Here is a 22619-nt window from a genome sequence, read left to right as displayed (position 1 = left end):
CCCTCGCGGCTCGTGCCGCAACTCCGGGTCAAGCACCCGGCAACCGCCCGACCAGCCGCACCTTGACGGGCAGCTTGTAGGCAACTCGCGCAAAACACTCGCGTGCCGCTTCCAGACTCACGCCAGCCAGCTCGAACAGGACCTTTCCCGGCTTAACAACCGCCACCCAGTGGTCCGGTTCGCCCTTGCCGGTACCCATTCGCGTTTCCAGCGGACGGGCCGTCATCGGCTTATTCGGGAAAATCCGGATATAGAGTTTGCCTTCTCCGCGGACATACTGAGTCGCCGCAACGCGGCAGGCCTCAATCGTCTGCCCCTTGATAAAGCCTGCCTCGACGGTCTGGAGACCCCAGTCGCCAAAGGAGACTTTATTGCCCCGCGTGGCGTTACCTTTTACGCGGCCTCTTTGCTCTTTGCGGTGCTTTACCCGCTTGGGCATGAGCGCCATCTGTCGTCTCCTCGTCCGTATACTCGCCCAGGTTGATCCAAACCTTCACGCCGATCACGCCCATCGTGGTCTGCGCTACCGCCAGGCCGTAATCGATATGCTTCCGCAGCGTCGACAACGGGATCGAACCCCGGCTGGCCTTCTCCGTCCGCGACATCTCGGCGCCGCCGAGTCGCCCGGACAACTCCATCTTGACACCCTCAACGCCGGCTTCCATCACCTGGTCGAGCGTCCGCTTCATGACGCGTCGGAAGCTGCCGCGCTTCACCAGTTGCTGGGCAACGTCCTCCGCAGCGAGAATCGCGCTCCGCTGCGGCTGATTGATTTCAACGATCTTCAATTCCATCCGCCGGCCGGTCTGGTCTTCCAGCTCCGCCTTCAGACGGTCGACCTCCTGCCCCTTCCGCCCGATGATAATCCCGGGCCGGGCGGTATGCAGATGCACGATCACCTGATCCCGCGTTCGTTCGATAATGATCCGCGAGATCCCCGCGAACTCGTACTTACGCTTGACGAAATTCCGGATCTTCTGATCTTCGATCAGCAGGTCGCCGAACTCCCGCTTCGTCGCATACCAGCGACTCCGCCAGTCTTCCACGATCCCGACTCGAAAACCTGTCGGCCGAACCTTCTGACCCATCTTTGTCAGTCCCTCTCGACTGCCGCAGCCTGTCTGCGACCCGCAGTCCGGTTATGCTTCGCTCTCTGCTCCGGCCACCAGCGCTTCGGGTGACTCCACAGCCACCGTAATGTGCGAAAACTTCTTCTTGATCAAAAAACCCATCCCGCGAGCGTGCGGTTGAATCCGCTTGAACATCGGCCCGCCATCGACCTTCGCTTCGACGATGATCAACGACTCGGCATTCCGAGCGCCCCGATCCTCAGCGTTCCCGATCGCGCTCTTCAGGGTCTTCTCGACCATCCGGGCTCCACGATGCGGCAGATACCGCAGCGTATTCAACCCCTCCTGAGCCGTCTTTCCACGGATCAGGTTGACCACCTGATGCACCTTCGTCGGTGCAATTCGTGCATAGCGATAAACCGCTCGGAATTCCATCACCGTACTCCCGCAGTCGCCCAGGACGGGTTCCGACTACTTGCCGCCCTTGTTGCCGTGGCCGCGGAACAGACGAGTCTGAGAAAACTCGCCCAGCTTGTGCCCGACCATTTCTTCCGTGACGTACACGTTAATGTGCGTCCGACCGTTGTGGACCAAAAACGTGTGGCCGATAAACTCCGGAGCGATCGTCGAACGACGCGCCCAGGTCTTGATCGGATCCTTGCGACGAGCCACCTCAAGCTTCTCAATCTTCTTGAGCAGCTTGGCGTCGACGTAAGGCCCCTTTTTCAACGAACGGCCCATGCCCTGCCCCCAACTACGCCACTGTATCTATTGAACGAAACAATCTCTGACCGACTCTGCCGCAGACCTCGTCCGACGCCCGAATCGCGCCACTAGGTCTTCAACTGACCGTAGCGTACCGATTTCCGCCGACGCACGATCGCGTTCTTCGACGGCTTACGCGGATTCCGCGTACGACCGCCCTTCGACAGCTTGCCCGTGGGACTGACCGGATGCCGACCGCCCGAACGGCGGCCTTCACCACCACCCATCGGGTGAGCAACCGGGTTCATCGCCGAACCGCGGACGCGGGGCCGACGCCCCTTCCATCGCACGCGACCGGCCTTGCCGATCACGATATTCATGTGCTCGCCGTTCCCGATCGTTCCGATCGTCGCCCGACACTTGACCGGCAGACGTCGGACTTCGCCGGAAGGCAACGTGATCTGCGCCCAGTTCCCCTCGCGGGCGTTGAGCACGGCGGAGACGCCGGCGCTGCGCACCAGTTGGCCGCCGCGACCAGGCTGCATCTCAATGTTATGAATCGTGGTGCCGAGCGGAATGTTCTCCATCGGCATGCAGTTGCCGGGCTTCGGCTCTGCGTTCGGTCCGTTAAAGACCTGATCGCCCGCCTTCATCCCCTCGGCCGCAAGAATGTAAGACTTCTCGCCGTCCGCATACTGAATCAAAGCAATCCGGCACGTCCGGTTGGGATCGTACTCAATGTGCGTCACAGTCCCGGCGATATCGTCCTTCGTCCGCCTGAAGTCGATCAGCCGGTACATCCGCTTATGACCGCCGCCGCGATGGCGGATCGTGATCTTCCCCTGGAAGTTACGACCGCCACGCTTCTTCGCCGGAACCAGCAAACCCTTCTCGGGCTTCTTGTTCTTGTCGGTGATCTCAGCGAAATCGCTGACCATCCCGCTCCGCCGTCCGGGGCTCGTCGGCTTGTATTTTCGAAGACCCATAACATCACTTCCAACGCTGATTTCGTAAGAACGACAGACCGGCGATCAGACCGCCTTAGAAGAACGCGATTCGATCATCTTCATGCAACTCGACGATCGCCTTCTTCCACGACTTCATCTGCCCCTGCATCATCTTGTGACGACGCGGCTTGCCGACCCGATTCTGCGTCCGCACGCCAACCACGCGCACATTCCACAGCTCCTGCACGGAACGTCGAATATCCTCTTTGGTCGCGAGCGGATTCACCTCAAACGTATACGCGTTATTACGCTGGGACAGATACGTCCCCTTCTCCGTCACCAGCGGACGCAGCACCACCTGGTAGGGCTCCAACTGCAGTCCCGGCACGTATTGCTCAGCCATCGTCATTCACTCCCGCCGGCGGTCGCCGAATCCCGATCAACCACCCTGAACCTTGCCGCGGATCTGATCCAGGGCCTTCGTCGTCACCACCAGCCGTCGCTTCTCAAGCAGCTTCAGTGCGTTGAGATCGGCCGCAGGGGAGACCGAGAGCGTCGGAATATTCCGAGCGGAACGCCAGACCGCAGCGTCGTGATTATCGATCGCCAGCAGGCAGCTATCCTTCTCGACGCCCAGCGCCTTCAGCACCGCCGCCATCACCTTCGTCTTCGGCTGATCCATCGTCAGGCTGTCGACGACGGTGACTTCGTTGTCCTGAAACTTGCCCAGCACCGCCATTCGCGTGGCGATCTGCAGCGCCTTACGCGGAAGCCGATAGCTCCAGTCCTTCGGACGCTTGGCGAACGCATGCCCGCCACCCCGACGAACAGGAGTCCGCTTGTTACCGGCACGGGCATTACCCGTCCCCTTCTGACGATACAGCTTATGAGAGCTGCCGGCGACTTCCGACCGGGTCTTCGTCTTGGAAGTCCCCTGCCGCAGGTTCGCCTGGTACATCACGACCGCGTCGTGAAGCAACTGCTTATTGATTTCGCCAGCCAGCTCCGCCGGGTCGAATTCGTACTTCGCCCCAGTGTCCTGACCGGCCTGATTGTATACTGCTACGGAAATCATGTCTCAGCCTGCTGCTAGCCTGGGAGTCAACCCACTCGAAGAGAACGACGCTCTTAGTAGCAGTTCGTCTCACGCACCATCACGTACGCGCCGTTGTAACCCGGCACCGCACCGCGAATGAGCACCGTGTTGTTCGCCTCGTCAATTCGCACAACCTTGAGACGACGCACGGTCACTCGACTGTCACCCCAGTGCCCGGGCATTTTCTGCCCCTTGAACACGCGGCCCGGATCTTGTCGCTGACCGGTCGAACCGAGCGACCGGTGAGCCTTCTTCACGCCGTGACTGGCGCACAGACCGTGAAAGTTGTGCCGCTTCATACCGCCGGCGAAACCACGCCCCTTGATCGCCCCGATCACATCGACGAACGCGACGTCCGCCAGAGCCGCAGCGGTCAGCACCTGACCGACTGCATACTCGGCCTTCTCGCCATCCGTCCGGAACTCTCGCACGTACTGCTTCGGCTCGGTCTCAGCCTTCACCAGCGTCTCAACGCCGGCCGCCTGGCGCGACCTCTGACGCTTGCTGCCAATCGCCGCCACGTGACCGCGCTCCGCCCGACTGGCCAGACGACGCGGCTTATCGCCAAATCCGAGCTGAACGGCCTCATAGCCATCCTTTTCGGCAGTCCGCACCTGCAGAACCACGCAGGGCCCCAACTCCAGAACAGTCACCGGAATCACCGCCCCGGTCTCGTCAAAGACCTGCGTCATCCCGACTTTGCGTCCCAACAAGCCCCTGGGCATCGGACCGTACCTCAATAACTGCAGAATCACGCGACGAAAACCACGAACCAGAACGGCGGCAGCCGCGTCCTGCTGACAGAACAGCAACCGCACCCGCCACTAGCCGGCCGAGGCCCGAATCTTGACATCCACACCAGCCGGCAACGACAGCTTGTTCAGCGCGTCGATGGTCTTGCCGGTTGGCTGAAGAATATCGATCAGACGCTTGTGCGTCCGAATTTCAAATTGCTCACGAGACTTACGGTCAATATGCGGGCTTCGCAGCACCGTATACCGCTCAATGCGCGTCGGCAGCGGGATCGGCCCATGCACGATCGCCCCAGTCCGCTTCGCCGTATCGACGATTTCAGACACAGACTGATCGAGCACCGAGTGATCGTAGGCTTCCATCCGGATCCGGATGCATTCCTGTTTTGCGCCAGCCACGCCAAGTCCCTTTACACAAACAACTTACAGCCGACCCCATCAAGACGACAGGGGCCCCGGCGGCAAGGGAATCGACAAGTTTAGTGACGGCCCCCGCGACTGTCAATCAACCGCGGGAGAGAATCGCGAAACAACACCGGCCGCCCGGATGATGACGCCCTTCGACTTGGCTCGAACGCCAAATCGGGTACGCCAGCCATACCGCGCGGCAACTTCTACTGACCCAACATGCCCGCCAGCACATCGTCCGGAGCCGCATCAAACCGAAGCGGCTCCATCGAATACGACGCCCGTCCCTGCGACAGACTTCGCACCTGAGTCGAGTAACCAAACATCTGGGAAAGCGGGGACTCCGCCTGCAAGGCCACCAGATTACCCCGAATCTCCGTATCCACAATCATCGCCCGCCGTGAACTCAGGTCGGCCGTGATATTCCCCAGGAAATCCTCGGGAGTCACAACCTCCAGCTTCATGATTGGCTCCAGGAGCACAACCCCGGCGGACTGCAGTGCATTTCGGAGAGCCCTAGCGGCCGCCGTTTTAACGGCAACCTCCGTGGTCTCTTTCTCGCGGTATTCGGCATCCGTGACCGTGATCTTCACGTTCATCAGCGGATATCCCACCAACCCACCCCCGCTGGATTCGTCGCGCAGCGCCTGCAACGCCGAATTCAACAGGTCGGGCGGTAGTGTACCCGGTTTGAGTTTGTTTTCAATTGTGACCGGCTCAGTTCCTGAAAATGGTTCGATCCGGATCGCCAATTCCACAAACTGCGTGCTGTTTGCGGCCTGATGCTCGAACCGCTCCCGATGCTCCAGCGGCCCCGCCACAGTCTCGCGGTACGTGACGCGAGGCTTGTAGACGCGGATTTTCAGGCCGAAATCGCGCTGCATCCGCTTCGCGATGATCTCCAGATGGAGCTCCCCCATCCCGCTGATGATCGTCTGCCCGGTCTCTTCGCTGATTTCCGCCCGGAACGTCGGATCCTGCTTCGACATCAGCCGGAGCACCTCCTCCAGCTTCTTCCGCTCCGCGCTCGTCTCCGGCTCGATCGCCATCGAGATCACCGTATCCGGGAACCGGATCGACTCCAGCAGGATCGGCTGACTCTGATCGCACAGCGTATCCCCGGTCGCCGAATCCTTCGGCCCGACAACGCCGACAATGTCTCCCGCAAACGCCTCTTCCAGCTTTTCGCGGTCGCTGGCCCGGATCCGCCAGAGCTGGCTCACCAGCTCTTTGGCCCCGGTCCGCGGATTCAGCAGCCGGGAACGGCTCTTCAGCGTCCCCGAATAGATTCGCACAAAGCACAATTCGTTATGCTGGTCCGCGACGATCTTGAAGACCAGGCCGGCAAACGGCTCGTCGTCTTTCGCTTTGCGAACCTCGACGACGTCCTGCTTCTTCGGGTTCGGATTCCGCCCTTCCACCGGCGGAACGTCGGCCGGACTGGGCAGATACCACACCACGCCGTCCAGCAGCGGCTGCACGCCAATATGATTCAGCGACGAGCCGCATAACAGCGGCTGGAGCTGATAGGCCAGGGTCGCCTTTCGCACCACACGCCGGATCTGATCCGGCGGCAGGTCGCCCGTCGCGTCGTAAACGGCAAACACCTCGTCGTCGAGCATCGCCACCGCGTCCAGCAGCTTCACCCGCCACTCGTCGGCCCGCTCCTGCTCGGACTCCGGAATCGGCTCCACACGGATCGTCGCCCCCTGGCTCTCAGGGTCGAAATAGAGCGCCTGCATCGCCACCAGGTCGATCACCCCGCGAAACCCGTCGGCGTTCGTCGCAGGCCCCTCGCCAATCGGAATCTGCAGCGCCAGCGGATTCCCGTGCAGCCGGTTCACGACCTGGTTGAAGGTCCGCTCGAACGACGCCCCGATGCGGTCCAGCTTGTTGATAAAGCAGATCCGCGGCACGCGATACCGGTCGGCCTGCCGCCACACCGTCTCGCTCTGCGCCTCGACCCCTTCAACCGCGCTGAAGACCACGACGCCGCCGTCCAGCACACGCAGGCTGCGCTCCACCTCTGCGGTGAAGTCGACGTGCCCCGGCGTATCGATGATGTTGATCGTGTGATCGAGCCAGTGGCACGTCACGGCCGCCGAGTAAATCGTGATCCCGCGAGCGGCCTCTTCGGGGTCGAAGTCCGTGATCGTATTGCCGGAGTCAACATCCCCCATCCGGTGCGTCGACTTCGCGTAGAACAAAATCCGCTCGGTCGTCGTCGTCTTGCCGGCGTCAATGTGTGCAATGATGCCGATGTTCCGGACTTTTTGAATGTCGTACGACATGACGGCACCGTTCTGAAGCAACAACAGAAGTCGAACATCGAACCCGGAAAATGCAAAACGGCGGGACAGCGCCGAGGTAGTCTCCCTCCTGCGCGGTCCCGCCGAATTCGTGATCTGCGCGCCGCCCGGCCGGCGGCGTCAGGTTACCAGGCGAAGTGAGCGAACGCCTTGTTAGCGTCGGCCATACGATGCACGTTCTCGCGCGTCGTCATCGCAGTCCCTTCACGACGATAAGCCGCCAGAAATTCCTCGGCGAGCTTGCGGTCCATCGGGCGTCCCTTCTTGCCGCGGCAGGCCTGCAGGATCCAGCGGATCGCCAGCGTCTGCTGCCGCTTCGGACCGACCGGCGTCGGCACCTGATAGTTCGCACCGCCCACGCGCTTCGAGCGAACTTCAATGCCCGGACGGCAGTTGTCGACCGCAGCCGTGAACACCTCGATCGGATTCCGATCGGGCAGCTTCTCGGCGATCATGTCGAGCGCCGAATAGAACACCGACTGCGCCACGGACTTCTTGCCGTCGTGCATCAGACAGTTGATGAACTTCGAAGCCAGTTTCGAACCATACCGGGTGTCCGGCCGCAGATTCGTACGACTGACGGTAAAACGATCGGCCATTCCAGAACCTCAGAGCTTGCAAACGCCCGACGCGGGCAAATTGATCGATGACTTCCCAGACACAGCAGCAGCTTACTTGGGACGCTTGGCGCCGTAGCGGCTGCGAGCCTGCTTACGATTGGTCACGCCCAGCGTATCCAGCACGCCACGAATCACCTTATACCGCACACCGGGCAAGTCGCGAACGCGGCCGCCTCGCACGAGCACAATCGAGTGCTCCTGCAGGTTGTGGCCTTCACCCGGAATGTAAGCGGTCACTTCCTTGCCGTTCGACAACCGCACACGGGCGACCTTTCGCAGAGCCGAGTTCGGCTTCTTCGGAGTCACCGTCTTGACCAGCATGCACACGCCCCGCTTCTGCGGACACGATTCCAGCACCGGAGACTTCGTCCGGACCGGCTGCACCTTGCGTGGCTTGCGAATCAACTGGTTGATCGTCGGCATTCTGCTTCACCCGTTCGGTCGCAATCGGCACCGCCGACGCGAGCAACAACTCGTTGTTTTCCAATCACTTCCGACAAATAACACCAATGCACGGATTCTCTCCGGGCATGGGGGGAAACGAAGAGTGTAGAGACCCCACACCAGAAGATCAAGCGCCGGAAGTCAATCTTGCCGCCCGATCACCCTCTGAAGTGCTCCTCTCTCTCAGGAAAATCGACAACTCGCCCTCGAGTGTCCAGAAGTCCCGCGGAACGAAGCGCCGGGCAACGCCCGCAACTCGCCCGCGAACGTCCCCGGAAGCGGTCACTCCAAACGATGTTACCCATTCCCCAATATCAATTTACGCGAAGAGTTCCTTCACAATTTCGCCCCCGTCCACGATCTTCATCGGACGTCCGAGCGGGCTCATGTTCTCATGCGCCGGATTGACCTGCAACGAATGGCAGATCGACGAAAACAAATCGTTGACCGCCACCGGTCGATCGGAGATCTCTCCCCCGTCTTTCCCGGTCGAACCAATAACCTGCCCCCCCTTCACGCCCCCCCCGGCGACGGCCACCGAGAACGCCCGCGGGTAGTGATCGCGCCCGTTCCGCGGGTTGATTTTCGGAGTCCGCCCGAACTCGCCCATCCAGACCACCATCGTCCGTTCGAGCATTCCGCGCTGGTGCAAGTCGCCGATCAGCGCCCCCATTCCCGGATCGACCTCCCCCGCCAGCCGGCCTGTCGCCTCGAAGTTCTCCTGGTGCGTATCCCAGTTCCCTGCCCGGACCTCCACGTAGGTCACGCCCGACTCCACCAGCCGCCGAGCCAGCAGACACCCCTTCCCGAACACCGTGTCCCCGTACTCCTTCCGCAGCGAGTCCGACTCGGCGGCCAGATTAAACGCCTCCGTCTGCGGACTGAGGACCAGGCTCGACGCCTTGTCGTAGATCCGTCGATGGTTCTCAACCACCACCTGCCCGCCGCGGGACGCAAAGTCGTCCTCCAGTTGTCCCAGCAACCCCAGCCGCCGCTGATATCGCGCCGCCGGAGTCCCCGCCGCCACGTTGTCCGGCAACCCGCCCGGCTGCGTGACATGGAACGGCTCATAATCCACGCCCAGGAAACCGGCCCCCGTTCCCGAACCGACCCGCTGGTTGCCGATCGTCACCACCGAAGGCAATTCCAGCCCTTCCGGACGGATTTCCTGGGCGATATTCGCCGCCAGCGACGGGTGCCGCACTGAACCCGATGGGATGTACCCCGTATGGAGCTGGTACGTTGCCCGGTCGTGGTTCCCCTCTTTATTGGTCATCGAGCGGATCAGCGCGATGTGCTCCATCTGCTTCGCCGTCTGCTCCCAGCCCTTCGCAATTCGAATCCCGCTGACCGACGTTTCGATCGCCTCGGTCGGGCCGCCATTCTCGTGACCCGGCTTCGGGTCGAACGTCTCAAACTGGCTGGGTCCACCCTGCATCCACAGAACGATCAGCGACCGCCCCTCTTTCCGCAACTCGCTGGCCTGCAGCGACATCGCATCACGAAAATTCAGCGTTCCCGCCGCGGCGGCTGCCGCCGAAACGCCATGCAAAAACCCGCGCCGCGACCAGCCTCGCCGCGTCAGCGAAACGTTTTCGTGCCATGCCAGAGCCATGATCAAGCCTCGTTTGAGATAAAAAATGAATAGGGAATCAGGTGAGCGACAAGGCTGATCGCTGATCGCAAATCGCCGGAGAAGAATCTGCCTGCATCTCTGGCGATTCGCGACAAGCGATAAGCCCGATCGCAATCTCATCGCTTCGACAGAAACTCGCTCGAATTGAGCAAACTCCACATCAGATCCTCGAACGCCTCGCCCCGATTTCCGACTTCCTTGATGTAGCCCTGGCTGATCGCCAGCTCCCGGTCCGACGCTTCCCGGCACAGCACCAGCAGGTACAGTTCGCTCACCGCATCCTGATCGTCCCGGTTTTTCTGCAGCAACTGGGCCAGCCGTCCGCCGCCGGTCGCCTGCACGGCTCCGCGCAACTGCGGACTGTTCATCAGAAACAACGCCTGCGGGACATCCCCGGTCAGATCCGCTTGAGGCGTCGACGGGTCGAAACCGAACAGAGCGTTGAACTGGTTTCGCGGCGACCGCTGGGCCGCCATCATGCCCATCACCCCTCGCCCCGCCGGTGCTGCTTGCTCCCGATATCCCAGCACCTGCGTCATCGCACCGTACAACTGGTCGGATCGCAATCGCATCGCCGTCTGAGCGGCGAACGGCAACGTTGCCTCCGAAACCGGTTTCGGACGGATCTGCCGCTGATAGGCGTCGGTCCGGGCGATCGTCTTCATGACCCAGGCCACGTCGTAGCCGCTGGCAACAAACCCCTGCGAAAGCAGATCGAGCGCTTCCGGGAACCGGGCCGATCGGGTTGGCCCCATGTCATCCACCGGCATATAAAAACCTTCGCCCAGCATCTCCGACCACATCCGATTCACAAACGCCCGGGCGAACCACGGATTGCTCGGATCGGTGAAGGCTTTCGCCGCGGCCTGCCGCCGCTCGTGATCCGACATTCCCTGCTCAACCTTGTCGCCGTCGACGAAGAACTTCGGCTGGATCAGCTTTCCACGTGACGAGGGGTCGCTCAGATCCGGCATGTAGTGCTCGGTGCTCCCCCGCCGCTGCATGTCGGGCATCGGCAGAGTTTTCATTTCCTCCAGGTCCAGCCCGCCGTCCTTGTTCTTATCCCCCAAATCCAGCAGCCGCGGGAAAATCTGCCCGAGCTGCTGACCGCGCGGCGAGGCTTCGACTTCCGCCTTCGTGACCTTCCCATCCCGATTCCGGTCAATGAACCGCAGGAACTGCTCGGGATTGTTGCCGAAGGGTCCGCCCCGCCCGCCACGATCCGCGTTCACAGAGACCACTTCAAAACTCCGCTGCCGGCCGTCTTCCAGTACGGGTCGCAGCGCCGTCCGCGGAAAGAAAGCCGCCAGCTCGTGGAACTGCTCCCGCTTCCACACGTCTGACGGATGGTCGTGGCAGTTCGCGCACTGGATCTGAATTCCCAGAAAAATCCGGCTGGCCTCGGCCGCCACCTCCGGCGCTTCCGAACCGTGTGCAAAGAACAGCGCCGTCGCCCCGTTCTCCTGCACATCTCCCGTGGCGGTCAGCAGCTCGGTGGTGATCTCGTCCCACTTCCCCCCCGCCTGCAGCCGGTCCGTCATCCAGTCCTCGAACGTCCCCATCCCCCGGCGGGAGCGCATGTCGGTCGCGTTCATGAAGATCACGTCGCGCCAGTACCTGGCCCAGTTTCGGGCGAAATCCTCGGACGACGCCAGTTCGTCCACCAGTTTCGCCCGCTTTTCGCCGTCCGGATTCAGTCCGAACAGCGTCACCTGCTGCGGCGACGGTAGTCGCGACGCCAGATCCAGCGACGCCCGTCGCAGAAAATCCGCGTCGTTGCACCGCGGAGCGGCCTCGGCGCCGACTCGGCCGAACTCCGCATTCAGCAACTGATCCACCTGAGCTGCCGTACGCGCCGGATCGGGCGTTCCGGACTTCTCAGCCCCCGCGGCGCCCCCGAGGAGCGCCAGCGCAAAGCCGGCACAACCGGCAAATCGGACGACGTGCAATCGCATGACGGATCGCCTTCTGCGGGAAACCTCCGCGCTGAACGCAACGGCAGGCAGAATGGAGTTGACTCTAGGGAAATGAACCCCCGCGGAACCCCGAAAGTTTCGGGCCTACGGGAAAATCCATAGTTCACCTTCGAGTTCCCGTTCCCTCCGTCGCCGGCCAAGCGTGCAATGACTCTCAAACGTGGTACAGTACCGGAACCCTGTTTCTCCTGTCTGAAACGACATCCCGGATTGCCATGGAACCGTTCGCAGCGCGGGCTCTGCTCCGCGAAGTGAATGGCCGTTTGCGGAGTGCGTCTCGCCATGCCGGTTAAGGTCAAATGCAGTACCTGTCAGAAAGTGCTGTCGGTTCCGGACTCCGCCCGCGGCAAAGCGGTCAAGTGCCCGGACTGCGACACCCGCATTCCAGTTCCCGCAGGCGACTCCGATGCGCCCGTGAAAAAACCGGTCAAAAAGAAAGCGTCAACCGACGACGACTTCGCGTCGCTCGACCTCCGGAATATCGAGGACCGCAAGGCCCGCATCTGCCCCAAATGCGGCTGCGACCTGAAGGACCTCGACGAAGACGAAACCGAATGCCCCAAGTGCGGCTACGACACCTCGACCGGCGGCATGGGCGCAGCCGCGAAGAAACGGGCCCTCAAAGGCCCCGACCCTGACAAGTTCTTCAAGGGACTCTGGAGCGACGGCTGGAAGTTCGTCGGCCGCAATAAGGGGCTGGCCTTCCGCTCCATCATGTATTCGATCGTCGCGTCGCTGCTCGCCGCCTTCTCGATCTTCATGTTCCTCTACAACTCGACCTGGCCCCCCCGCGTCTTCTTCGGCTTCGTCACCGCCGTCTGCCTGATGGTGATCCCCGGCTGGTACTGGCTCGCCGACGTCTACATCATCCAGAACGCGATGGAAAAGAAGGACAAGATCAAGCGGCTGAACTTCGACTTCTTCACCGCCAGCGCCCTCGGCATCAAGTTCTTCGCCTGGAACATCGCCTTCGCCGGCCCCGTTCTGGCGATTCCCGCGGCGATCGGCGCCATTCTGGTGCGCAACGGTTCGCCGACGTACGTCCTCGGGATCATTACGGGTTTGGCCTACATCCCCGTCCTGCTCGCATTCCCCGGCGTCATGGGCCACATGGCGATGCCGATTTCCTATCCCGGCTGGATGTTCTGGAAGATTCTCCCCTCCCTGGGCCAGACCTTCAAAGGCTCGATGGTCTGGGTTCTTCTCGCCCTGTCCACGAACATTGCCACCATCGGCACCATCGGTGCCACGATCGCCGTCTACGGCAACGATGTCGTCGGCGTCGTGAATGCGATGGAAAGCAACGCCGACATCTACCGCCGCAAGTGGGCCGCCGAGAACAAGCCCAAAGTGCAGAAGAAGGGCGAAGCCCCCCCGGCTCCCGAAGCGCCGATCCCCGATCCCGTCCGCGTCAATTACCAGCCCCTGATCATCCCCGGCATCCTGTGGTGCGTTGCGTTCATTCCCTTCGGCTTCACCGCCCTGTTCAACATGCGGACCAACGGGCAGTTCGTTTATTACTTCCGTCCTGCTCTCGGACTCATCGGACAGGCCAAGCAGTACAAGTACAAGGCCATTCTTTCCCGCGAGCTGGACGAAGAATACAAACCCAAAAGCACCAAGGTGGCGCTCCTCGAAGCGATCGCCGTCACCGGAATTCTGGCGCTCGTCGGCGGAGTCGGCGGACTGGTCGTCTCGACGCTGTTCAACACCGATCTGGCCGCCTCGATTCTAGTCGGAGTCATTTGCGGGGGTGCGCTGGCCGAAACCGGCGGCGTCCTGATGGTCAGCAAGGAGGCCATGGACCACGGCAACCCCTTCTACTCCGCAGCCGGGTTCTTCCTCTCGTCCTTCTGGCTCATCCGGATCGGGGCCGGAATTCTGATCGCCATGTACGGCCTCGACTTTGTCCGGATTCTCGTCGACATCCTGACGCTGGCTTCGTTTATTGTCCTCCTGATCTACACCATCAATAATTGGGGCGAAGCGAAGCCGGGCTGTCTGACCGCCATCCTGGGCTTCCTGACCTCCTTCATCGGGATCATCCTGGTCATCGTCGGTCTGATCGCGTCTCCGCTGATTCAAGAGGCCATCTGGGGACGAGGAAACGAACCGGACCCCGTCCAGCAGCAATTCGATCCGGCCGGCGGCGCAATGCCGGGTGGAGCGATGCCCGGAATGCCGGGCGCCCCAGGAGCCATGCCGGGTATGCCCGATCCGGGCGGCGCAGCGCCGGCAGGTGCACCATAACCCGCCGATGATTCGAAGGAGGCTCCGTCAAGACTCCTCCGCCGACGCAGGTTTCGAGAGTTCATCTTCCGCGGAAACCCGGCCATGCACCGACTGCTCCCATCCGTCGCCTGCGTCTGCTCGCTCGTGATTGCTGCCAGCCTCGCTTCCGCCGAGGACTGGCCGGGCTGGCGCGGCCCCCGCGGCGACGGGACCAGTCTGGAGCAGAACATTCCGCAGCGCTGGAACGGCGAGACTGGCGAAAACATCGCCTGGAAAGCCCCCATCCCAGGCGTCGGCCATTCCTCCCCCGTCATCTGGGGTGATCGAATTTTCGTGGCATCCTGCCTCGAAGAGCAGCAGGACCGCGTCCTGATCTGCCTCGACCGCCGCGACGGAAAGATCCTCTGGCAGCAGACCGTCCTCGAAGCGCCGCTCGAAAAGCATCACAAGCTCAACAGCCGGGCCTCAGGAACTCCTGTAACCGACGGCAAGCTGGTCTACGTCTCGTTCCTCGAAGCCGACTTCGCCAGTGACAAGGAGCGAACGCCCGGCGATATGATCGTCACCGCCCTGGACTTCGACGGCAAACCGGTCTGGACCGTCCGCCCCGGCCGCTTCGCCAGCGTCCACGGCTTCTGCTCCTCGCCGATCCTGTTCGAGGACCTGGTGATCGTCAATGGCGATCACGACGGCGACTCCTACGTCGTCGCCCTCGACCGCCAGACCGGCGAGACCCGCTGGAAAGTCCCCCGCAAGCACAAGACCCGCAGCTACGTCACGCCCATCATCCGAGAAATCGACGGCCGGACGCAGATGGTCTTTTCGGGCAGCAAGTCAGTCGTCAGCCTCGATCCGCACGACGGCCATCAGCACTGGGAAATGGACGGCCCCACCGAGCAGTTCGTGGCTTCGATGGTCTACAACGGCAAGTATCTGTTCCTGACCGCCGGTTTCCCCGACCGTTACATTCAGGCGATCCGCCCGGATGGACGCGGCAACGTGACCTCCTCCCACATCGCCTGGGAATCCCGCAAAAACTGCTCCTACGTCCCGTCGCCCGTCGTCCTCGACAAATACCTGCTCGTCGCCGCGGACGACGGCATCGCCAGTTGCTACGACGCCGACACCGGCGAGCGACTCTGGGCGGAACGGATGGCCCCGCACTACAGCGCCTCGCTCGTAGCCGCCGACGGCCTGGTCTATTTCACCGCCGACGACGGCACGACGAAAATCGTCCGGCCCGGCCCGAAATACGACCTCGTCGCCGAGAACCCGCTCGGCGAATTCAGCTACGCCTCGCCCGCCATCTCGCAGGGCCAGCTCTTTCTGCGCGGCGAGCAGCACCTGTTCTGCGCGGGGAAGCAGCGAGCAGGGAAGAGCGAAATCCAGAGTGGGAGAGCTGATCGCTGATCGCTTGTCGCTGATCGCCAGAGAGTACGGAGGAGAACTCGCTTCTTAGTCTGGCCTTTTCTCTCAACTCTCCGCTCTCAACTCTCAACTACTCCTTCGGCAACCTCCCCAGATCCGTGTTGGCCCCGATCACGATCAGCACATCGTCCGTGGCGATCACGTCATCGGGCTGCGGAATTGCAATACTCTCCTTGACGACTTCTTCTCCGGACGAAGACGTGCTCCGCGCGGTCCGACGGAGCGCCACCAGGTTCACCGCGTATTTGGCCCGCAGATTCAGGTCTCGCAGCGTCTTCCCGATAAACGGCGACGGAGCGTGCATCTCGATCAGCGAAAATCCCTCGCCCAGATCGAAGAAGTCTTCGAGAAACGGATTGGCCAGTCGGCGGGCGAGCTGGATGCCCGTTTCGGTCTCGGGCTGGATCACTTCGTCCGCGCCGATCTGCCGGAAGATCTCCGCATAAATCGGCATGCTCGCCCGGCAGATGACCTGCGGAATCTTGAGATTCCGCTTGGCGATCACCGCCGTCAGCAGGGCCGCTTCGAAATTCTCGCCGATCGCCACCACCAGCGCGTCGACTTTGTGAATCTCCTGACTTCGCAGCGCCCGCTCGTCGGTGGAGTCGAGCACCAGCGCCAGATCGACCAGGTCCTTCGCCTCGTCGATCAGATCCGGATCGGAGTCGATCGCGATCACCTGCACGTGAGTCGAAACGAGCTGCCGCGCCACGGCCAGTCCAAACCGGCCCAGTCCAACAATGGCAATCTTGCGCATGCAGGCATCCCGCGGGTGCAGGCGACTTCGTTCCGTCGCCATGCAATGAAAACAGGGGCCTGGAGCGATTCACTCCAGACCCCTGCAGCATAATCAATTGCAGACAGCCTGTCCCGTCACGGGTTCCCGGCCAGCCGGGTCATTGCCCCGAGGCTCCACTCCCCCTGCGGACGAACATGCGCCCGGGCAACGGTCGGAACCGAAAAACGCGGCCGCAACGGCAGGCGTTCCTTCACGGCGACCGCCTGAGACGTTTTCACCGCTTCCAGACGCGGCCCGACATTTTCCATCGGCATCTGAAATTCGTCCTCAACCGCGTCGGCGTCAATCGGCGCCGCCCGCCGCGGAATCACATGCTCGGCCCCCTCGATCGGGGTCTTTTCCACATCGCGTCCAAACGGAGCGGGAGTCCCGCCGTCGTTGGAGGGCGTGCCGGACTTGTCATCGTCGAGATTGAACAGTCCCCGCGAAGAGGGCGGCGTCCCACTGTCTTCCGGCCGTCGAACCGGCGCCTCAAATCCCGGATCGTCCGTCGGTTCCACGTTCGTCGGCAGATCAGCGCCCGGTCGCCGCGGCGCCCCCGCACCCGGTGCTGCACCCGCTCCGGGCGCTGCCCCCAGCCCGTCGTTTCCGCGCGCCGGAGGCGCCCCGTTCCCGCGCGGCGGGGCATCATTAAACGTTCGATCCCGCGGCACGAAGCCATCCGTTGGCGCTTCCCGTCGATAGGGCGGCGCCGAATTGGCAGGTTCTTCCCGCGACGGCGTCGTTCGCGCTGGCGCGGGCTCCGGCGTCGGAGTCAATTTGCCGCTGGAAGTCGTCGACCCCGACGGAGCGACGCCGCACGGTGAACCGCCGCATGCGGTTCCGCAGGGCGAACTGCCACAGGCGGAGCCGCAGGACGACCCGCACGGATTCCCGCATGGCGAACAGCACGCGCCGGCTGCGGGTGCGTACATCGCCGTCCCGCAGCAGGAACCGCCATAGGATGCCGAGTAGCCGCTGCCGTAGGACACCGGTGTGCCATAGTACGCGGGAGCGTAGGCCGAGTAACGGTAATGCACGTTGCTGACCGGCGCGTACGCCACGTCGTAGGAGCCGGGAATTACCCCGGCCTCAACCGACGCAGACTGCAGGGAAACTCCGCCCAGCACCGCCGCCGCCACGAAAACGCCTCGCATCAGACGCAGCATTTTCCCGTTCCTTCCTCTTGCGTAGTAACCACTCCGGTCGCCACTCTCAACGCGTCCTCGGCCTCCCTGACGCCTGACAGTCGCCCCAGCCCCATCCTTCGCTGGATTCGCTGTATTCGCGAGATCCCCAGTTTTCTACCCCGTTTGTGAGCAATCTGTCAACAAGCGGCAATTTCTGCCGGTTGTTTCGCGCAAACCACACGACGAAGCAATGCACGCAAATCCACTACACCACAGCGAATGCGGACCTGCCCGAGAATGACTGTTTCGCCGCCACATGAAGTCCTGTCGCACTATCCCGCCTTGGCGACAATTCAGGGCTGCCGGCCGGTCGCGAACGCCGGCTTCAGCGGGGCTGCGGTCTGGCGCGTCGAGACGCTCGCCGGCCCCCTGGCCCTCCGCCGCTGGCCGGACAACGGCCCGCCCGCCGACCGCCTGCGGGGACTCCATGCCCTCCTGCACCACCTGCACAATCGCGGGCTGACGTTCGTCGCGGTTCCGCTGAGGAATCGAACCGGCTCGACCATCACGCGCCATCGGAACACCTGGTGGCAACTCGAGCCGTGGCTGCCGGGAGTCGCCGACTTCGCCCTCAACCCCTCCCGACTACGCCTGACCGCCGCCATGCAGGCTCTCGCCCGCTGGCACAACGCCGCCCGGATCTTCGCTCCGGAGCCACCGGCGAAATCATGGTTCGGCGGTCCCGAATGCGGCCCGGCCCCTGCGATTGTCGAGCGGACCGCAAGGCTCCGCGACATGCTCCTCCGAATCGGTCAGATGACACCTCCGACTCACCTGCCGACCGGCGACTGGCGCGACGCGTTCCGGCGGCTGCTGGCCGGCTGCCATTCCCGCGGCCCGCAGCTCCTGCCCCTGTTGGAACCGGTCCGCACAACCTCGGTCCCCCTGCAGATCTGCCTGCGGGATGTCTGGCTCGACCACGTTCTCTTCACAGGCGACACCGTGACCGGGCTGATCGATCCCTCCGCCAGTCGATGCGACTCCGTCGCCACAGACCTCGCCCGCCTGCTGGGGAGCCTCATCGGCGACGACGCCCCCGCCTGGGATCTCGCCCTCGCCGCCTACGAGAACGAACGCCCCCTCTCGGCCGTCGAGCGCCAATTGATCCCGCTCCTCGACAAATCAGGCGTCGTCCTCAGCGCCTGGACCTGGATCGAGCGCCTTTCGACATCCCCAACCGCAGACCTCGGCTCGCCCCGCCTGCTCCGGCGGCTGCGCGACATGGCCGACCGGTTGGAGCAGAGTCCAAAATCGCTGATCCTCCCGCCCTGACGTCGCCAAATCATTGAAAGCCCTCATTCGCCAGCCGACCCTCCGTTTCGTAAAGTGGCTGGCGTTACGCCCCGAGCACAGAAAAATCCAGACACGATGTCCGGAACAATTTCCGGTGGCCCGATTTCGATCACGTGATTGTTCAGAGCCGGCTTGGAGAACTCTCCGGTTAGAGTGGTGGCCGTCACGGACTCGACAAACCTGCAAATTCTGCAGCCAGCGACGTTCCACGTCGCACAACGGAAAAGAGCGAAAGTCATGTCGGCGCGCTGGTGTCTGTGGCTGGGGGCGTTGTTCGGCGGTCTGGGTGTCGGCTCCGGCGCATTCGCCGCTCATGGGCTCTCCGGCTACTTTCAGACCAAATACGCCGACCAGACCCGCGTCGTCGCCGGCGAAACGATTCCCCTCGCGCGAAAGTACCTGGGCGACTTCAAGACCGGCGCCGAGTACCAGCTCACCCATGCCCTCGCCCTGCTCGCAGTCGGTCTGCTGGCCGACCGCCGCCCGTCGCGCTGGTGCCGCATCGCCGGAATCTCGTTCACCCTGGGAATCCTGCTGTTTTCCGGCAGCCTGTACGGCCTGACGCTGCTCGGCATTCCCGTGCTCGGCGCCATCACGCCCCTGGGGGGCGTCGCCTTCCTCGTCGGCTGGGGCTCCCTGGCAATGGCCGCCCTGGAAGTTCGCACAACTCTGTCCGATCCCGCCGTGTAGTCCTCCCTCCCCCGTCCTGTATTGAAGGATGCCCGCCTCATGCTCGTTTTTGACGCTCACCTCGACATGGCCTGGAATGCGGTCGAATGGAACCGCAATCTCGAACTGACCGTCGCCGAACTCCGCCAGTTCGAAAAGCACTTCACCGGGATTAACCCCGGCGACTGCACCGTCACCTGGCCCGAACTCAAGCGGGGCGGCGTCGGCGTGATCATCGCCACCCTCCTCCCCCGTCTGCATCGCAAGGACAAAGAGCTCACCTTCCCGCAGTCCCGCGAAGCCGCTTACGCCATCGCCTGCGGCCAGCTCGCCTACTACCGGGCGATGGTCCGCAAGGGAGTCATTCGCGACCTGCCGGACATGGCCGCACTCGACGCCCACGTCGCCGAATGGCAGACCAACGGCACCGGACCGATCGGCTACATCCTCAGCATGGAAGGGAGCCCCCCCATCCAGAACCCCGAGCAGATCGCCGAATGGTACGAGGCCGGCCTGCGAATTCTCGGCCCCGCCCACTACGGCCCCAGCCCCTACTGCTTCGGCACCGGCAGCACGGGCGGCTTCAACGCCGACGGCAAACGCCTGCTCCAGGAAATGGACAAGGTCGGCATGCTCCTCGACGTCACCCACCTGGCCGACGAATCGTTCTGGGACGCCATGGAAATCTTCCAGGGACCTGTCCTGGCCAGCCATCACAACTGCCGCTCGCTGGTCAACGCCGATCGTCAGCTCACCGACGACCAGATCAAGACCCTCATCCAGCGCGGAGCCGTCATCGGAGCCGCCTTCGACAACTGGATGATCCGGCCCGGCTGGAAGATCGGGGTCAGCGACCCGTCGACCGTCCAGATGGAACACATCGTCGACCACATCGACCACATCTGCCAGCTCGCCGGCAACGCGAAGCACTGCGGCATGGGAACCGACCTCGACGGCGGCTTCGGCAAGGAACAGTCCCCCAGCGACCTCGACACCATCGCCGACCTCCCCAGAATGGCCGACCTCCTGGCGAAGCGCGGCTACTCGGCCGACGACATCGAACGGATCATGTCCCGCAACTGGCTGGAGTTCTTCCGCCGCGCGTGGGCATGAGACATGGTCGATCGTTGATGGTTGATCGTCGATGGTCAGAAACGGGGAGCCCGACAATCCGTTCTTTCCATCAACGATCAACGATCGACCATCAACGATGTCCCTTCCGCCCAACGACTTACATCAATCCGCAAAATCCCTCCAGAATTCCCCCAAGATTCCCGCCCCTGCAGCGAATGACTCTGTAACAACGCGTGCGGCCGGTTGAGCCGACGACGGAAGTCAGCGTCACATTCGACTGAGGGGATCGCCATGTTTCTCAAAAAGATCGCACTGGGAGCGGCGGCCGCCGCGGTTCTGGGTGGGCTGCTGCTGGGTCGCGAGACCCTGAGCTACGTCCGGACGGGCGCCACCAGCATTCACAAAGCCGTGAAGGCCGAGGTGCCGGTCGAGTTCGAAATCGCCCGGGCCCACCAGATGGTCGAGCAGCTCGTCCCCGACGTCCGGCAGTGCATGCACGTCATCGCCGAGCAGCAGGTCGACATCGAACACCTCCAGGCCGGCATCGACCGCCGCGAAACCGAGTTGTCCAAGCAGAAGGAAACGATCCTGGCGTTGCGGAAGGATATCGGCGCCAACAAGTCGACCTATTCCTACGCCGGCCACACCTACGCCAGCGACGAAGTCCGCCGGGACCTGGCGACGCGGTTCGAACGCTTCAAGGCCGCCGAGGAAACCCTCGCCGCCGACCGCAAGATCCTCTCCGCCCGCCAGCAGATGCTGAAGGCCAACCAGGACAAGCTGAACGGCATGATGCAGGCCCAGAAGGACCTGGAAGTCCGCCTGGAACAGCTCGAAGCCCGCCTGCAGACGGTTCGCGCCGCCGAAACAGTCTCGCAGCTCGCCATCAACGACTCGAACCTCGGCCAGGTCAAGAAGCTGATGGACGACCTCAACAAGCAGCTCGACGTGCAGCAGCGCCGGCTGGACATCGAAGGCAAGTTCACCGGCCTGATTCCGGTCGAAGCCCAGACCCCGGCAGTGCCGAGCGACCTGGATTCGCAGATCGACTCTTACTTCGGCGACGAACCGGCGGACGCCGCCCCGGTCGCTTCGCCGGGAATCTGATTCCAACCGGGTGGCCGGGGCTGGAGCGTCTTCGCGAAGCCCCGGATCGGCGAACGCCGGGGCTTCCCTTCGGTCCAGCCCCGGCCACCCTGCCGATCCTGGCGAGCGGAAAGCGAAAAGCCAGAACGGACAACTGCGAGGACGAGGACGAATAGATGCGTCACTATGCCTGGCTGCTGATTGGACTCGTGGCGTCAGTCGTGTGCGGCTGCAACGTCGACGTCGGGAACGCTCCGGTGGCGGCGGCCGCCGCCGGGCTCCCCAAAGCCTTGAAACAGCAGATCGGCAAACGCTGCACGGTGCAGTTCCGGAGAGACGCCCTCGGGGCGGCGGCCGATTTGCCAGTCAGTCCTACCACCGGGAACATCAACGGGGCCGATGTGTCGATCTCAGGGACGCTGGATACCGTCGAAGGCGAGTGGCTGGCGATCAAGTCGGGTTCCCGAGCCCAGTTCATTCCGCAGGCGGCAGTCCTGATGATTCAAGTCGAACTGGAAAGTCCTGCGACGTCCGACCACTCGGACCATTCTGACAACGGTCATCACTGATGGAAAACGCGACCGGATCGAAAACAAGATTCCGGGTGGCACGCCGTGAGTCTTCGAAGGGCGTGTTTGTCGTGAAAGTTCACGCCCATCGCAAGGCCTCTGGGCGTGCCACCCACAATCGAACAGTTCTTATGCACGTGTTGTTACGAAAAACCCCTCCGCCCGGTCGACGGCAATCGATCGGCGCGGTTCTGCTGCCGGAGCAAGCCTTGCTCCGGCAGTTTTGCTGATCCGAAGGAACGGCGGATGCGTTCCTTCCCGGGCGTGACGCCCGGAAGTCGTGATACACTGAATTCTCGCGACAATTCACCAACATCTCGAACGATCTGCACCAACG

Annotated in this window: 23 protein-coding genes; 7 read left to right on the top strand and 16 right to left on the bottom strand. The window is 62.7% G+C overall.

Annotated elements, in window-relative coordinates:
* Positions 1–28: 28 nt before the first annotated feature.
* The 14 genes from rplP to SH412_RS04335 form a co-directional block, all read right to left on the bottom strand.
* Positions 29–448 carry a 50S ribosomal protein L16 gene (gene rplP / locus SH412_RS04400; RefSeq protein ID WP_336522302.1) on the bottom strand — a complete coding sequence of 140 codons (420 nt, stop codon included), beginning with the start codon at positions 446–448 and terminating at the stop codon, positions 29–31.
* Positions 387–1088, bottom strand: coding sequence for a 30S ribosomal protein S3 (rpsC, locus tag SH412_RS04395; RefSeq protein WP_336522301.1), 702 nt, complete (start codon positions 1086–1088; stop codon positions 387–389). The genes rplP and rpsC overlap by 62 nt, the downstream gene beginning before the upstream one ends.
* A gap of 51 nt (positions 1089–1139) precedes the next feature.
* Positions 1140–1505 carry a 50S ribosomal protein L22 gene (gene rplV, locus SH412_RS04390; RefSeq protein WP_336522300.1) on the bottom strand — a complete coding sequence of 122 codons (366 nt, stop codon included), beginning with the start codon at positions 1503–1505 and terminating at the stop codon, positions 1140–1142.
* A 36-nt stretch (positions 1506–1541) separates the two neighbouring features.
* Entirely contained in the window at positions 1542–1811 is a 270-nt protein-coding gene (gene rpsS, locus SH412_RS04385; protein WP_336522299.1) for a 30S ribosomal protein S19, read from the bottom strand.
* Between the two features lie 92 nt (positions 1812–1903).
* A complete protein-coding gene (gene rplB, locus SH412_RS04380; protein WP_336522298.1) occupies positions 1904–2761 on the bottom strand; it encodes a 50S ribosomal protein L2 in 858 nt (285 codons plus the stop codon).
* Between the two features lie 55 nt (positions 2762–2816).
* On the bottom strand, positions 2817–3125 hold the full coding sequence (gene rplW, locus SH412_RS04375) for a 50S ribosomal protein L23 (protein ID WP_336522297.1): 309 nt from the start codon (positions 3123–3125) through the stop codon (positions 2817–2819).
* Between the two features lie 36 nt (positions 3126–3161).
* Positions 3162–3797: a 50S ribosomal protein L4 gene (gene rplD / locus SH412_RS04370; protein WP_336522296.1), complete on the bottom strand. Its 636-nt coding sequence runs from the start codon at positions 3795–3797 to the stop codon at positions 3162–3164.
* Between the two features lie 53 nt (positions 3798–3850).
* The gene (gene rplC / locus SH412_RS04365) at positions 3851–4543 is read right to left on the bottom strand and encodes a 50S ribosomal protein L3 (protein WP_336522295.1); all 693 of its coding nucleotides are present in this window, start codon (positions 4541–4543) and stop codon (positions 3851–3853) included.
* 99 nt (positions 4544–4642) lie between these two features.
* Positions 4643–4969, bottom strand: a complete 327-nt coding sequence (rpsJ, locus tag SH412_RS04360; RefSeq protein ID WP_336522294.1) for a 30S ribosomal protein S10 — start codon at positions 4967–4969, stop codon at positions 4643–4645.
* Between the two features lie 215 nt (positions 4970–5184).
* Complete coding sequence (gene fusA / locus SH412_RS04355) at positions 5185–7269, bottom strand: elongation factor G (protein ID WP_336522293.1); 2085 nt, start codon at positions 7267–7269, stop codon at positions 5185–5187.
* A 143-nt stretch (positions 7270–7412) separates the two neighbouring features.
* Complete coding sequence (rpsG, locus tag SH412_RS04350) at positions 7413–7886, bottom strand: 30S ribosomal protein S7 (RefSeq protein ID WP_336522292.1); 474 nt, start codon at positions 7884–7886, stop codon at positions 7413–7415.
* Positions 7887–7958: 72 nt separating this feature from the next.
* On the bottom strand, positions 7959–8330 hold the full coding sequence (rpsL, locus tag SH412_RS04345; protein ID WP_336522291.1) for a 30S ribosomal protein S12: 372 nt from the start codon (positions 8328–8330) through the stop codon (positions 7959–7961).
* Positions 8331–8670: 340 nt separating this feature from the next.
* Complete coding sequence (locus SH412_RS04340) at positions 8671–9966, bottom strand: DUF1501 domain-containing protein (protein WP_336522290.1); 1296 nt, start codon at positions 9964–9966, stop codon at positions 8671–8673.
* Between the two features lie 137 nt (positions 9967–10103).
* Positions 10104–11942 carry a DUF1549 domain-containing protein gene (locus tag SH412_RS04335; protein ID WP_336522289.1) on the bottom strand — a complete coding sequence of 613 codons (1839 nt, stop codon included), beginning with the start codon at positions 11940–11942 and terminating at the stop codon, positions 10104–10106.
* Between the two features lie 303 nt (positions 11943–12245).
* On the opposite strand from SH412_RS04335, the gene SH412_RS04330 reads away from it, so the two are divergent.
* Both SH412_RS04330 and SH412_RS04325 read left to right on the top strand, forming a co-directional pair.
* Positions 12246–14213 (top strand): zinc ribbon domain-containing protein, encoded by a 1968-nt coding sequence (locus tag SH412_RS04330; protein ID WP_336522288.1) that lies wholly within the window; start codon positions 12246–12248, stop codon positions 14211–14213.
* A gap of 84 nt (positions 14214–14297) precedes the next feature.
* Entirely contained in the window at positions 14298–15605 is a 1308-nt protein-coding gene (locus SH412_RS04325; RefSeq protein WP_336522287.1) for an outer membrane protein assembly factor BamB family protein, read from the top strand.
* Positions 15606–15693: 88 nt separating this feature from the next.
* Here the strand turns inward: SH412_RS04325 and SH412_RS04320 are convergent, their stop codons facing one another.
* Both SH412_RS04320 and SH412_RS04315 read right to left on the bottom strand, forming a co-directional pair.
* The gene (locus SH412_RS04320) at positions 15694–16380 is read right to left on the bottom strand and encodes a potassium channel family protein (protein ID WP_336522286.1); all 687 of its coding nucleotides are present in this window, start codon (positions 16378–16380) and stop codon (positions 15694–15696) included.
* A gap of 116 nt (positions 16381–16496) precedes the next feature.
* The gene (locus SH412_RS04315) at positions 16497–17570 is read right to left on the bottom strand and encodes a hypothetical protein (RefSeq protein WP_336522285.1); all 1074 of its coding nucleotides are present in this window, start codon (positions 17568–17570) and stop codon (positions 16497–16499) included.
* Positions 17571–17828: 258 nt separating this feature from the next.
* Between SH412_RS04315 and SH412_RS04310 the strand changes: the two genes are divergently transcribed.
* From SH412_RS04310 to SH412_RS04290, 5 genes are all read left to right on the top strand, one after another.
* Positions 17829–18863, top strand: coding sequence for a phosphotransferase enzyme family protein (locus tag SH412_RS04310; RefSeq protein WP_336522284.1), 1035 nt, complete (start codon positions 17829–17831; stop codon positions 18861–18863).
* A gap of 258 nt (positions 18864–19121) precedes the next feature.
* Positions 19122–19574, top strand: a complete 453-nt coding sequence (locus SH412_RS04305; RefSeq protein WP_336522283.1) for a DUF423 domain-containing protein — start codon at positions 19122–19124, stop codon at positions 19572–19574.
* A 39-nt stretch (positions 19575–19613) separates the two neighbouring features.
* Complete coding sequence (locus SH412_RS04300; protein WP_336522282.1) at positions 19614–20666, top strand: dipeptidase; 1053 nt, start codon at positions 19614–19616, stop codon at positions 20664–20666.
* Between the two features lie 252 nt (positions 20667–20918).
* Positions 20919–21734: a hypothetical protein gene (locus tag SH412_RS04295; RefSeq protein ID WP_336522281.1), complete on the top strand. Its 816-nt coding sequence runs from the start codon at positions 20919–20921 to the stop codon at positions 21732–21734.
* Between the two features lie 155 nt (positions 21735–21889).
* Positions 21890–22282: a hypothetical protein gene (locus SH412_RS04290; RefSeq protein WP_336522280.1), complete on the top strand. Its 393-nt coding sequence runs from the start codon at positions 21890–21892 to the stop codon at positions 22280–22282.
* Positions 22283–22619: the final 337 nt, after the last annotated feature.

The organism is Planctellipticum variicoloris (genome assembly GCF_030622045.1).
Taxonomy (GTDB): Bacteria; Planctomycetota; Planctomycetia; order Planctomycetales; family Planctomycetaceae; genus Planctellipticum; species Planctellipticum variicoloris.
Note: the sequence above shows the minus strand (reverse complement) of the source record. Positions and strands in the feature narration are given on the sequence as shown.

Bases quoted from the DNA above. Each gene is read 5' to 3' on its own strand.
- rplP (WP_336522302.1), bottom strand. From the start codon at position 448: ATGGCGCTCATGCCCAAGCGGGTAAAGCACCGCAAAGAGCAAAGAGGC.
- rpsC (WP_336522301.1), bottom strand. From the start codon at position 1,088: ATGGGTCAGAAGGTTCGGCCGACAGGTTTTCGAGTCGGGATCGTGGAA.
- rplV (WP_336522300.1), bottom strand. From the start codon at position 1,505: ATGGAATTCCGAGCGGTTTATCGCTATGCACGAATTGCACCGACGAAG.
- rpsS (WP_336522299.1), bottom strand. From the start codon at position 1,811: ATGGGCCGTTCGTTGAAAAAGGGGCCTTACGTCGACGCCAAGCTGCTC.
- rplB (WP_336522298.1), bottom strand. From the start codon at position 2,761: ATGGGTCTTCGAAAATACAAGCCGACGAGCCCCGGACGGCGGAGCGGG.
- rplW (WP_336522297.1), bottom strand. From the start codon at position 3,125: ATGGCTGAGCAATACGTGCCGGGACTGCAGTTGGAGCCCTACCAGGTG.
- rplD (WP_336522296.1), bottom strand. From the start codon at position 3,797: ATGATTTCCGTAGCAGTATACAATCAGGCCGGTCAGGACACTGGGGCG.
- rplC (WP_336522295.1), bottom strand. From the start codon at position 4,543: ATGCCCAGGGGCTTGTTGGGACGCAAAGTCGGGATGACGCAGGTCTTT.
- fusA (WP_336522293.1), bottom strand. From the start codon at position 7,269: ATGTCGTACGACATTCAAAAAGTCCGGAACATCGGCATCATTGCACAC.
- rpsG (WP_336522292.1), bottom strand. From the start codon at position 7,886: ATGGCCGATCGTTTTACCGTCAGTCGTACGAATCTGCGGCCGGACACC.
- rpsL (WP_336522291.1), bottom strand. From the start codon at position 8,330: ATGCCGACGATCAACCAGTTGATTCGCAAGCCACGCAAGGTGCAGCCG.
- SH412_RS04340 (WP_336522290.1), bottom strand. From the start codon at position 9,966: ATGGCTCTGGCATGGCACGAAAACGTTTCGCTGACGCGGCGAGGCTGG.
- SH412_RS04335 (WP_336522289.1), bottom strand. From the start codon at position 11,942: ATGCGATTGCACGTCGTCCGATTTGCCGGTTGTGCCGGCTTTGCGCTG.
- SH412_RS04330 (WP_336522288.1), top strand. From the start codon at position 12,246: ATGCCGGTTAAGGTCAAATGCAGTACCTGTCAGAAAGTGCTGTCGGTT.
- SH412_RS04325 (WP_336522287.1), top strand. From the start codon at position 14,298: ATGCACCGACTGCTCCCATCCGTCGCCTGCGTCTGCTCGCTCGTGATT.
- SH412_RS04320 (WP_336522286.1), bottom strand. From the start codon at position 16,380: ATGCGCAAGATTGCCATTGTTGGACTGGGCCGGTTTGGACTGGCCGTG.
- SH412_RS04315 (WP_336522285.1), bottom strand. From the start codon at position 17,570: ATGCTGCGTCTGATGCGAGGCGTTTTCGTGGCGGCGGCGGTGCTGGGC.
- SH412_RS04310 (WP_336522284.1), top strand. From the start codon at position 17,829: ATGACTGTTTCGCCGCCACATGAAGTCCTGTCGCACTATCCCGCCTTG.
- SH412_RS04305 (WP_336522283.1), top strand. From the start codon at position 19,122: ATGTCGGCGCGCTGGTGTCTGTGGCTGGGGGCGTTGTTCGGCGGTCTG.
- SH412_RS04300 (WP_336522282.1), top strand. From the start codon at position 19,614: ATGCTCGTTTTTGACGCTCACCTCGACATGGCCTGGAATGCGGTCGAA.
- SH412_RS04295 (WP_336522281.1), top strand. From the start codon at position 20,919: ATGTTTCTCAAAAAGATCGCACTGGGAGCGGCGGCCGCCGCGGTTCTG.
- SH412_RS04290 (WP_336522280.1), top strand. From the start codon at position 21,890: ATGCGTCACTATGCCTGGCTGCTGATTGGACTCGTGGCGTCAGTCGTG.